Here is a 12,475-nt window from a genome sequence, read left to right on the forward strand (position 1 = left end):
GAGGAGGAGAGACGATGGTAGTGGATTTTAAAGCAGAAGTAGAAAAGCGCAAAAGTGCTATGATGGAGGATTTATTTAGTCTTTTACGTATCAACTCAGAGCGTGATGACAGCAAATCTGATAAGGAACCTCCTTTTGGTCCTGGTCCAGTTAAAGCTTTGGAGCATTTTTTGAAACTAGCAGAGCGTGATGGCTACGAGACAGCTAATATTGATAACTATGCTGGGCACTTTATTTTTGGTGAAGGAGATGAAGAACTCGGTATTTTCGCACATTTAGATGTTGTACCCGCAGGTAGTGGTTGGGATACAGACCCTTATGAGCCTGTTATCAAAGACGGTCGTCTCTATGCTCGTGGTTCGTCTGATGACAAAGGACCTACTATGGCTTGCTACTACGGTTTGAAAATCATTAAAGACTTAGGGCTTCCTGTGTCTAAGAAAGTTCGTTTTGTCGTCGGAACCGATGAGGAGTCTGGTTGGGGAGATATGGAATACTATTTTGCTAATAGTGGTTTAAAAAAGCCTGATTTCGGCTTTTCTCCTGATGCTGAGTTTCCTATTATCAATGGTGAAAAAGGAAACATTACGGAGTATCTCCACTTCACAGGACAAAATAAAGGTTCGTTCACTCTCAAGAGCTTTACGGGTGGCTTGCGAGAAAATATGGTACCAGAGTCTGCTACAGCTGTCTTTACAGCAGACAAAAGTTTAGCTGAATTGCAAAAAGAGTTAAAAGATTTTATCAGTCAACATCCCATTACAGCTGACTTGAGTGAAGAAAACAATCAGTTCAGTTTAACAGTTTTTGGGAAATCTGCTCATGGTTCAACGCCAGAAGAAGGACTCAATGGGGCAACATATCTAGCTCGATTCCTCAATCAATATGCATTTGAAGGTGTAGCGAAAGACTTTATTGCCTTGATAGCAGAAGTCTTACACAATGATTTTGCAGGTGAAAATCTAGGCGTTGCCTATACTGATCCTAAAATGGGTGCTCTTTCCATGAATGCAGGAGTCTTTACATTTGATGAAGCTTCTGATGACAATACCATTGCTCTCAACTTCCGCTATCCACAAGGGACAGATGCTAAGACTATTCAAGCAGGTCTTGAGTCATTAGCAGGAGTAACTAAAGTCACCCTATCTGAGCATGAGCATGTACCACACTATGTTCCGATGGATGATCCGTTGGTGGCGACTTTGCTTTCTGTTTATGAAAAGCAAACTGGGCTGAAAGGGTATGAGCAGGTCATTGGTGGTGGTACATTTGGTCGTCTTTTAGAGCGTGGTGTCGCATACGGTGCTATGTTCCCAGATTATGTCAATACGATGCACCAAGCTAATGAATTTGTAGAGGTTGAAGATCTCTACCGTGCAGCAGCCATCTATGCTGAAGCAATCTATGAGTTGATTAAATAATGGAGATGTGGTGATGATTGAGGAGATAAAAGCAACATCACAGCAGAGGATTTAGTTCATATTTACACTAAATCAGGCATAACCTCTCTCCTTGTGGTTTCTATAAATGCTAGAATCAAATATCATCGTTCAAACATCTGGATTTAGGACACAAGAAACAGACTTCTACTGGAATGATAAGCTTTTTATTAGCCTGTGTGAGTGGCTGGATGTGGATAAGATGACATTTTATCAGTTAGATAAATTGCAGTCTTTTCTACAAGGTGAGTCATCTCAAAGACTTCTTTTTGGGCTTTTTCTCAATCATCTATCTTTCAAAAGGAAGTCATGTCTAACAAAAAAGACACTGGGTACAGTGTCTTTTTTGTTATTTACCAAGGCAAAACTGACTAAAGAGTTGGGTAATGAGTTCATCTGGTGCTGCTTCACCTGTAATTTCTCCTAAAATCTCCCAACAACGAGTCATATCAACTTGGAGGAGATCAACAGGCATACCTAATTCCAATCCTTCGTTGACTGATTTGAGACTATCAAGAGCGTTCTCAATCAGTGAGATATGGCGAGCATTGGAGAGGTAAGTCGCATCTTTTTCGACGATTTTGGCATTATCAAAAAAGAGTTGATTGATACGTTCTTCAATTTTATCAATATTTTGATTTTGTAAAACGGAAATGGGAATGACATCGTCCGGCAGTTGTTCTGTTTCAATGGCTTGCGGTAGATCTGTTTTATTGAGCAGAATAATTCGATTGGTCATCTCACTAAGTGCTAGTAAATCTCTATCTTGCTGAGTGAGTGGTTCGGAACTATTTAGTACAAGGAGAATCAAGTCAGCTTCATCAAGTGCTTTTTTAGAGCGCTCAACACCAATCTTTTCAACGATGTCATCGGTTTCACGAATGCCAGCTGTATCAATGAGTTTTAGGGGAACACCCTTGATATTAACATACTCTTCAATAACATCACGTGTAGTCCCTGCAATATCGGTGACAATAGCTTTATCCTCACGTAAAAGACTGTTCAGAAGACTTGATTTTCCAACGTTTGGACGTCCAATAATGGCAGTAGAGAGCCCTTCACGTAAAATTTTCCCCCGTCTAGCAGTTTTGAGGAGATTTTCGAGGAGACTTTGAAAATCTTGAGTTTTTTCGCGCATGAGGGCAGTCGTCATTTCTTCTATATCGTCATACTCAGGGTAGTCAATATTGACTTCGACTTGGGCGAGAGTGTTTAGAATCTCTTGACGAATGGTGTTGATTAGCTCCTTTAGTGATCCATCTAGTTGTTTGACAGCGATATTGATGGCTTTGTCTGTCTTTGCTCGGATAATATCCATGACTGCCTCGGCTTGCGTCAAATCCATACGTCCATTTAAAAAAGCACGCTTGGTAAATTCACCAGGCTCTGCCATACGAGCACCAGATCGCAACACTAGCTGTAGGATTTCATTAGTCACAGCGATTCCACCGTGGGTATTAATCTCAACGATGGGTTCACGAGTAAAGGTCTTCGGAGCATGCATGACTCCCACCATCACTTCATCTAATATTTCATTTTTTTCTGGATTGATGATGTGCCCGTAGGTCAGCGTGTGACTTGCAACATTTGCTAAATTCTTCCCTTTAAAGATATGGTTAGCAATGGCAATAGCACTACTACCGGAGATACGAACAATACCAATCGCTCCTTCACCTAGCGGTGTCGAGATAGCGGCAATAGTATCAAAATCTTTTGTAATTGGCATAAGTTCTTCCTTTGTTATATGTTTTAGCTTTCCCATTATATCACTTTTGATACGGAATGTAATGCTCTAAAAACTGCGACTACTTGACAAGGTGTTATCGAGATACCAGTAAGTAAAAAGGAAAATCCTGATAAATATCTAACATAGGTTACAGGTGATAGGAGATAATAGCAGGACAAGTGTGTTTCTCTACTAGCTTATTTCTCACCAAATATGCTATAATATCCACACCTCTCCCAGCAGTCCAATCTATCTAGCAGTCGAAGTTGGAAAACCTGCTAAATTCCACCATGTCACCTATTTCGACCTCCAAGTAAACTTTGCGGTAAATCTCTTGCGTTTTTTCGAAGGCAGGAATAACTGCCTTAGGTGCGCCGTGGGCTTTTCCTAACTCATAGTTCACGCAACCGCCAAACTATCGTGGAAATCTTGACTATCCAGATTTTGCCGTTCTAAGGTAGGTATTCTATCGACTTGTTGTGCGATTTGTGTTATTATCTCATCTACTCCTAGTGCTTCATCTTCCGCATTGAAGATTAGTCTAATTTGCTCTTCAAGAGTAACTTTATCCAACTCTTGCTTGTCTTCGTCTAGATTGATATGGCATTTTTCCATTGATTTCTCCTTTGCTTTACGTTTTTGTGCTCTGATGATAACTCGTTTGAGGAGAAGAGTCAAAGGAAAATTAAAAGCTCAGAATCGGGCTTTTGAGTGGGTTATGGGTAGTGTTAGTTGATGGTGATTTGGACTGCTGGACGAGGTGTGTTATAATAGTACTATGATTATACTACAAGGAAGCAAGCTAGAGTGCTCATTTTCAGGTGATGTGCTTTTTGATAATATTTCGATTCAAGTTGACGAGCGTGATCGTATAGCGCTTGTGGGACGTAATGGCGTAGGAAAGTCCACGCTGCTCAAGATGTTAGTTGGTGCGGAGACACCAACATCTGGAGAGATTAATAGAAAAAAAGATTTGAGTTTATCTTATTTAGCACAAGATAGCCGTTTTGAGTCCAGTCACACTATTTTTGAGGAGATGTTGTTGGTTTTTGACGATTTATGTCAGATGGAAAAGCGTTTACGCAGTATGGAGCTGCAAATGGCAGAGCTTTCTGGGGAGACTCTTGATCAGCTGATGAGTGCCTATGACCAATTATCTGAGGATTTTCGTAAGAAAGGCGGTTTTAGCTATGAGTCTGATATTAAGGCTATTTTAAACGGTTTTAAGTTTGATGAGAACATGTGGAAAATGCCTATTGCAGAGCTATCTGGTGGGCAAAATACGCGCTTAGCGCTTGCTAAGATGTTACTGGAAAAACCTGAACTTCTAGTATTGGATGAACCGACTAACCATCTAGATATTGAAACCATCGCTTGGTTGGAAAATTATTTGACAAATTACCAAGGCGCACTGATCATTGTTAGCCATGATCGCTATTTTCTCGATAAAGTTGCAACGGTAACGTATGACTTGACACCGCATTCGCTGGATCGTTATGTGGGGAATTACTCGCAGTTTATGGATTTAAAGGCAGAAAAACTGGCGATTGAAACAAAGAACTATGAAAAGCAAGCTAAGGAAATCGCTAAGCTAGAGGATTTTGTTAACCGTAATATCGTCAGAGCATCAACGACCAAGAGAGCGCAAGCAAGACGTAAACAACTTGAAAAAATGGAGCGACTTGATAAACCGCAAAATAGTCAAAAATCAGCTCACATGACTTTTCGATCTGGCAAAGTTTCGGGCAATGTTGTCCTTACAGTTGAGGAAGCTGCTATAGGTTATGATGGTAAGGTTTTAGCGCAACCTATTGATTTGGCGGTGAGAAAATGTGATGCTATCGCTATCGTAGGTCCAAACGGTGTCGGAAAATCAACCCTTATTAAGTCAGTACTTGGTCAGATTCCTTTGATTGCTGGGAAGGTCACTTATGGCACTAATGTGGAGACAGGGTACTACGATCAAAATCAAACTAATCTCACACAGACCAATACTGTGCTGGAGGAGTTGTGGGAAGCTTTCCCAAGGATAGCGGAAGTTGAGATTCGTAATCGTCTTGGCGCCTTTCTTTTCTCAGGTGATGATGTCAAAAAATCAATTGCAATGTTGTCTGGTGGTGAGAGAGCTCGTGTCTTGTTGGCGAAACTTTCCATGGAGGATAATAATTTTTTAATACTGGATGAACCTACTAATCACCTAGATATTGATAGCAAAGAAGTGCTTGAAAATGCTTTGATAGATTTTGATGGGACACTGCTTTTTGTTAGCCACGATCGTTATTTTATCAATCGTGTCGCAACGAAAGTGCTTGACATTTCAGAGCAGGGCTCAACTCTTTATCTGGGAGATTATGATTATTATGTGACAAAAAAAGCAGAACTTGAAGAGCTGCAGCACTTAAAAGCACATGAGAACACTCTAAAAGACACCTCAAAGTCATCTGTAGGCGCTATGGATTATCAAGCTCAAAAGATGAACCAAAAAGAACAACGCAAGCTCAAACGACGCATAGAAGAAATTGAGATACAACTAGAGGAAATAGAAAAGCAACAAGCAAAAATTACTGCGCAGATGCATACCACTAATGACGCAATAGAGCTTATGGATTTGCAGGGAGGACTTGATAAATTGGCGCAGAAAAGTGAGGTTCTTATGCTAGAGTGGGAATCTCTTAGTGAACGACTTGAATCTTAGAAAAAAATAGAGAAAAAATACCTCAATGAGGTATTTTTTGTTTTAAAGTTTGTGAAATAGCGAACGATGGAAGTGCCAAAAAGTCACTTCTATCATGAGTTGAAGGCAAGTCCAATTTCTTGCAGTTTGTGAAAAAAAACGATAGAATGAAATCGTTAAGAGGTTGGTAGATACTTATCAGTTGAGCAAAGAAACAGTTAGGAGGCTTATAATGCGTCTATCAAAAAAAGATTACTTGGATATGTTTTTGAAAATGCAACGTATTCGTGATATAGATATGACTTTTAATAAATTGGTTCGTCGTGGTTTTGTTCAAGGAATGACTCATTTTTCAGTTGGTGAGGAAGCCGCTTCTGTTGGAGCTATTCATGCACTGACAGATGAGGATATCATTTTTTCTAACCACCGTGGACATGGGCAGACGATTGCTAAAGGGATTGATATAGGTGGTATGTTTTCTGAACTTGCTGGTAAGGCAACAGGAACATCTAAAGGGCGTGGTGGATCTATGCACCTTGCTAATATCAAAAAAGGCAATTACGGTACTAACGGTATTGTAGGAGGTGGTTACGCTTTAGCCGTTGGTGCTGCTCTTACTCAACAATACGAGGAGACGAAAAATATCGTAGTTGCCTTTTCAGGTGATTCTGCTACGAACGAAGGTTCTTTTCATGAGTCGGTCAACCTAGCTGCTGTGTGGCATTTACCTGTGATTTTCTTTATTATCAATAATCGATACGGTATCTCAACAGACATCAGTTACTCGACTAAAATTCCTCATCTTTATCTACGTGCAGATGCCTATGGTATTTCTGGACATTATGTTGAGGATGGAAATGATGTTATTGCAGTCTATGACAAGATGAAAGAAGTTGTAGATGCAGTGCGTTTGGGTGCTGGACCTGCTATCATTGAAGTTGAATCCTACCGATGGTTTGGCCATTCAACGGCTGACGCTGGAGTCTATCGCTCAAGAGAAGAGGTTGAAGAGTGGAAAGCTAAAGATCCCATCAAAAAATACCGTCACTATTTGCTTGAAAATGAAATCGCAACATCTAAAGAGCTAGATTCTATTGTCAATCAGGTCAAAGAAGAAATCAAGCAAGCTGTCGCTTTTGCCCAAGACAGTCCTTATCCAGATTTGTCCGTTGCTTTTGAGGATGTCTATGTGGACTAGTCAAACAAATGAATATAGAAAGCGAAACATATGGAGGAAATCATGACGGAAACAAAAAGAATGGCTTTGCGTGAAGCTATTAACCTAGCCATGAGTGAGGAAATGCGAAAAGATGAGAAAGTGTTTTTGATGGGTGAGGATGTTGGTATCTACGGTGGAGACTTTGGAACTTCTGTTGGTATGTTAGCAGAGTTTGGAGATAAACGTGTGCGTGATACCCCTATTTCAGAAGCAGCGATTGCTGGTGCTGCTATTGGTGCTGCTCAGACTGGACTACGTCCCATTGTTGATTTGACTTTTATGGATTTTGTGACAATTGCTATGGATGCTATTGTCAATCAAGGAGCTAAGATCAATTATATGTTTGGTGGTGGCTTAAAGACACCAGTCACTTTCCGTATGGCATCTGGTGGTGGAATTGGTTCTGCTGCTCAACACTCACAGTCTCTAGAAGCTTGGTTGACCCATATTCCAGGGTTAAAAGTCGTTGCACCAGGGACAGTCAACGATGCTAAAGGTCTTTTAAAATCATCTATTTTGGACAATAATCCTGTTATTTTTCTTGAGCCAAAAGCACTCTATGGAAAGAAAGAAGAGGTCACTCTTGATTCGGATTTTTATCTTCCACTTGGACAAGGAGATATCAAACGTGAGGGACATGATGTGACAGTTGTTTCATACGGTCGCATGCTTGAGCGTGTGCTTCAGGCGGCAGAAGAAGTGGCAACAGATGGTATCAGTGTTGAAGTTGTTGACCCACGAACACTTATTCCACTGGATAAGGCACTTATCATCCAATCTGTCAAAAAAACAGGTAAACTTCTTCTAGTCAATGATGCTTACAAAACAGGTGGCTTTATCGGTGAAATCGCAGCGCAAGTTGCTGAAAGTGAAGCTTTTGACTATCTGGACTACCCAATTGTACGTTTAGCAAGCGAAGATGTACCTGTGCCTTATTCACGAGTACTAGAGGAAGCTATTTTACCTGATGTATCTAAAATTAAGGAAGCCATTTACACAATGATAGCAAAAGGGAAGCGATTCTGACAGAAAGGAATAAAAGATAGAATTATGGCTATCGAAATTATAATGCCAAAACTCGGTGTGGATATGCAAGAGGGTGAAATCATCGAGTGGAAAAAACAAGAGGGGGATGTGGTCAATGAAGGTGACATTCTCCTTGAAATCATGTCTGATAAGACCAATATGGAGTTAGAAGCTGAGGATTCTGGTGTCTTGATTAAAATTGTGCATGGTAATGGTGATAACGTGCCTGTCACAGAGGTCATTGGATATTTAGGTTCTGAGGGGGAAGTGATTTCAGATAGCGTAGCGGACACAGAAAATGGTGAGGTATCTATTCCACCGCAAAAATCTGTGGCAAAAACTCAAGCACGAGGAGTTACTATTATTGAGCAGACACCGTCTAAGAAAGTGCGTGCGACACCTGCAGCGCGTGCAACAGCCCACAAACTAGGTCTTGATTTGGAGACCATTTCAGGTAGTGGCGCATATGGTCGTATTCACAAAGATGATGTTGAAAACTTCAAAGGAACACAAGTTAAGGTGACTCCTCTAGCTCGCAAGATAGCACTTGACCATGGATTGGATCTTACAGCAGTCACAGGAACAGGTATCAATGGCAAAATTATGAAATCTGATGTACTCTCTGCCATTTCACCAATTGTAGCTAAAGACATTTCCAAATCCAATGTCATTGAAGCACCACAAAACTTACCTGATGGTGTTGAAATCATCAAAATGAGTGCTATGCGTAAAGCAATTTCAAAAGGTATGACTGATTCTTATTTCACTGCACCAACCTTTACGATCAACTATGATATTGATATGACAAATCTCATTGCACTACGTAAGCAGATGATAGAGCCAATCATGAATAAAACAGGCAATAAAGTCACTTTGACTGATTTGATTGGACTTGCAGTGGTTAAGACTCTTATGAAACCAGAACACCGCTATATGAACGCTTCTCTCATCAATGATGCACAGGAAATCGAGTTGCATGAATTTGTTAATCTTGGTATTGCTGTGGGGCTAGATGATGGTCTTGTTGTACCTGTTGTGCATGGTGCAGATAAGATGACTTTATCTGAATTTGTTGAAGCATCAAAAACGGTCATCAAAAAAGCACAAATCGGTAAATTAAAAGCTGCGGAAATGTCTGGATCGACTTTTTCTATCACGAACCTTGGTATGTTTGGAGCTAAGAGCTTTAACCCTATTATCAATCAACCCAATTCTGCTATTTTGGGCGTGGCAGCGACTGTCCCAACTCCAGTTGTATATGATGGTGAAGTTGTTATTCGACCGATTATGGCTATGTGTTTGACTATTGACCACCGTATCGTTGATGGCATGAGTGGTGCTAAGTTTATGCTTGATCTCAAAAATGTGATGGAAAATCCAATAGAACTTCTCATATAAAGGTTAAAACATAGCATGCCAATACATATAAGAAAAGACTTTTCAAACGAAACTAAGATTTAAAGAAAACAAAAAACAGAAAGAAGGACATCATGGCAGCTGAAGTGATTATGCCAAAACTCGGTGTGGATATGCAAGAAGGCGAGATTCTTGAGTGGAAAAAACAAGAAGGAGATGAGGTCAATGAAGGCGATATTCTCCTTGAAATCATGTCTGATAAGACCAATATGGAGTTAGAAGCTGAGAATTCTGGCATTCTTTTGAAAATCGTACATCAAGCAGGTGAAATTGTGCCTGTCACAGAGGTCATCGCTTATATTGGTGCTGAAGGTGAAAATGTTAATCTACCAAGTGCTAACGCTTCTATCATCGCAACGGACGCTCAATCTGTAACAGTGCTAGATCAACCGTCAAAAGATGCGGTTGCAGAAGTGCCATCACAGCCTAAAGAAGTGCTCAGTGCAGATGAATACGATATTGTAGTTGTCGGTGGTGGTCCTGCTGGCTATTATGCAGCTATTCGTGGTGCTCAATTGGGCAGTAAGATTGCGATTGTTGAAAAATCAGAATTTGGCGGAACATGCTTGAACAAAGGCTGTATTCCAACAAAAACGTATCTAAAAAATGCAGAAATTCTTGACGGTTTGAAAATTGCAGCAGGTCGTGGAATCAACCTTGCCTCAACCAACTATACTATTGATATGGACAAGACTGTGGCATTTAAAGACAGTGTTGTTAAAACCTTGACAGGCGGAGTGCGAAGACTGTTAAAAGCGAATAAAGTTGACATTTTTAACGGTTTTGGTCAGGTCAACCCCGATAAGACTGTAGTTATCGGCGATAAGATCATCAAAGGACGTAACATTATCTTGGCGACAGGATCTAAGGTATCACGTATCAATATTCCTGGTATTGACTCACCGCTTGTGCTTACCTCTGACGATATTCTTGATTTGAAAGAAATTCCAAGTTCATTAGCTGTTATCGGTGGTGGAGTTGTTGGTGTTGAATTGGGACTTGTTTATGCTGCTTATGGTACGGATGTGACTGTAATTGAGATGGCAGATCGTATTATTCCAGCTATGGACAAGGAGATTTCACTCGAACTCCAACGAGTCCTTGCTAAAAAGTATGGCATGAAGTTTTTGACTTCAACCTCGTTGCAAGAAATTGTAGAAAATAGCAATCAGTTGATTTTGAAATTAGCCGATGGAGCAGAGGTTATCGCTGACAAAGCTCTTCTTTCTATTGGACGTGTTCCACAATTAGCAGGTCTTGAAAATCTTAACCTTGAAATGAACCGCGGACGTATCAAGGTCAATGCCTACCAAGAAACATCAATCCCAGGTATCTATGCCCCAGGCGATGTCAATGGTACGAAGATGCTTGCTCATGCTGCTTATCGTATGGGGGAAATTGCAGCAGAAAACGCACTGCAAGGTAATACTCGCAAAGCACACCTTGATTTTACACCAGCTGCTGTCTATACTCATCCAGAAGTGGCAATGGTCGGTTTGACAGAAGAGCAAGCACGTCAGCAATATGGTGATGTTCTAATCGGCAAAAACAGTTTTACAGGCAACGGTCGTGCTATTGCTTCAAATGAAGCAGAAGGTTTTGTCAAAGTTATTTCTGAACCTAAATATCATGAAATCCTAGGTATACATATCATAGGACCAGCTGCTGCTGAAATTATCAACGAAGCTGCTACCATTATGGAAATGGAACTCACAGTCGACGAAGTCACCCAGTCTATCCATGGGCATCCAACTTTTTCAGAAGTGCTCTATGAGGCTATTATGGACGTTCTTGGCGAAGCCGTTCATAACCCACCAAAGAGAACATAAAAAATCTAGGTAATATTATTTGGTCTGTTTATCATTTTGCGATATAATGAGGAAGATTAGTTATTTTAAAAATATTACAAAAATTAGAAAGAGTTCGTCTGTATGAAATATATTGTCAACACCAGTCACGATCCGGCTTACAACATCGCCCTTGAAGCTTATGCTTTTCGTGAGCTGAGAGAACTTGATGAGATTTTTATCCTATGGATAAATGAACCTGCCATCATCATTGGCAGGCACCAAAATACTATTGAGGAGATTAACAAGTCTTTCATCGATAAGCATGGTATCCATGTGGTTCGTCGTCTATCTGGTGGCGGTGCAGTTTACCATGATTTAAATAACTTGAACTACACTATTATCTCTAATAAATCTAAAGAGGGAGCATTTGACTTTAAGACCTTTTCAAAACCAGTCATTGACACCCTTGCTAATCTAGGAGTTGAGGCAGAGTTTACGGGACGCAATGACCTTGAGATTGATGGCAAAAAATTTTGTGGCAATGCGCAAGCTTATTATAAAGGGCGCATGATGCACCATGGCTGTCTCCTCTTTGATGTAGATATGTCCATTCTTAGTCAAGCATTGAAGGTATCAAAAGACAAAATTGAATCCAAAGGGGTCAAATCTGTGCGTGCTCGTGTGACCAACATCATTGATGAGTTACCAGAAAAAATCACAGTTCAGGACTTTAGTGAGGCACTCCTTGAACAGATGAAAGTAGAATACCCAGATATGGATGAGTATATTCTGACAGACGAAGATCTTTCTGCCATTCAAAGACTGCGTGATGAGCAATTTGCGACTTGGGATTGGACTTATGGCCAAGCACCTGATTACACTATTGAGCGCAATGTTCGTTACCCAGCTGGTAAAATTACAACTTACGCTGATGTGGAAAATTCTGTTATCAAATCAATCAAGATTTATGGAGATTTTTTTGGTGTGCGTGGAGTTGAAGATATTGAGAAACTCCTTGTCGGTGTGCGCTATGAATATAAGGACATCCTTACTAAACTTAAGACTGTGGATATTGTTCAATATTTCTCACGCATGACTACTGAAGAAGTAGCAAAAGCGATTGTTGAAGCTTAGTATCACTCAGGTGTCCGTCGTTTAATTTTTGCTAATAGTGCGTATGACATA

General features: G+C 40.4%; 8 protein-coding genes and 2 pseudogenes. 8 read left to right on the forward strand and 2 right to left on the reverse strand.

The genetic code is table 11. The annotated features are described in order from the left end of the window. Nucleotides 1-14 precede the first annotated feature (14 nt). On the forward strand, nt 15-1,421 hold the full coding sequence (gene pepV, locus NXS10_RS00445; RefSeq protein WP_259136492.1) for a dipeptidase PepV: 1,407 nt from the start codon (nt 15-17) through the stop codon (nt 1,419-1,421). Between the two features lie 367 nt (nt 1,422-1,788). On the opposite strand, the gene mnmE is transcribed toward pepV, so the two are convergent. Beyond that, on the reverse strand, nt 1,789-3,165 hold the full coding sequence (gene mnmE, locus NXS10_RS00450) for a tRNA uridine-5-carboxymethylaminomethyl(34) synthesis GTPase MnmE (RefSeq protein ID WP_259136494.1): 1,377 nt from the start codon (nt 3,163-3,165) through the stop codon (nt 1,789-1,791). A 399-nt stretch (nt 3,166-3,564) separates the two neighbouring features. Then, complete coding sequence (locus NXS10_RS00455) at nt 3,565-3,780, reverse strand: DUF6900 domain-containing protein (protein WP_259136496.1); 216 nt, start codon at nt 3,778-3,780, stop codon at nt 3,565-3,567. 163 nt (nt 3,781-3,943) lie between these two features. Between NXS10_RS00455 and NXS10_RS00460 the strand changes: the two genes are divergently transcribed. The 7 genes and pseudogenes from NXS10_RS00460 to lplA all read left to right on the forward strand — a co-directional run bounded on the left by NXS10_RS00460 (nt 3,944) and on the right by lplA (nt 12,424). Continuing rightward, entirely contained in the window at nt 3,944-5,860 is a 1,917-nt protein-coding gene (locus NXS10_RS00460; protein WP_259136499.1) for an ABC-F family ATP-binding cassette domain-containing protein, read from the forward strand. 208 nt (nt 5,861-6,068) lie between these two features. Next, nucleotides 6,069-7,037, forward strand: coding sequence for a thiamine pyrophosphate-dependent dehydrogenase E1 component subunit alpha (locus NXS10_RS00465; RefSeq protein ID WP_259137306.1), 969 nt, complete (start codon nt 6,069-6,071; stop codon nt 7,035-7,037). Between the two features lie 42 nt (nt 7,038-7,079). Further along, on the forward strand, nt 7,080-8,084 hold the full coding sequence (locus NXS10_RS00470) for an alpha-ketoacid dehydrogenase subunit beta (RefSeq protein WP_259136502.1): 1,005 nt from the start codon (nt 7,080-7,082) through the stop codon (nt 8,082-8,084). Between the two features lie 63 nt (nt 8,085-8,147). Continuing rightward, nucleotides 8,148-8,270, forward strand: a pseudogene (locus NXS10_RS08605) (biotin/lipoyl-containing protein); the annotation flags it as partial. Between the two features lie 195 nt (nt 8,271-8,465). Next, nucleotides 8,466-9,482, forward strand: a pseudogene (locus tag NXS10_RS00475) (dihydrolipoamide acetyltransferase); the annotation flags it as partial. Nucleotides 9,483-9,574: 92 nt separating this feature from the next. After that, nucleotides 9,575-11,329, forward strand: a complete 1,755-nt coding sequence (gene lpdA, locus NXS10_RS00480; RefSeq protein WP_259136506.1) for a dihydrolipoyl dehydrogenase — start codon at nt 9,575-9,577, stop codon at nt 11,327-11,329. A 102-nt stretch (nt 11,330-11,431) separates the two neighbouring features. Continuing rightward, on the forward strand, nt 11,432-12,424 hold the full coding sequence (gene lplA / locus NXS10_RS00485) for a lipoate--protein ligase (protein ID WP_259136509.1): 993 nt from the start codon (nt 11,432-11,434) through the stop codon (nt 12,422-12,424). The last annotated feature ends 51 nt before the right edge of the window (nt 12,425-12,475 follow it).

Origin of the sequence: Streptococcus sciuri, from assembly GCF_024814375.1 — a bacterium.
Classification (GTDB): Bacteria; Bacillota; Bacilli; order Lactobacillales; family Streptococcaceae; genus Streptococcus; species Streptococcus sciuri.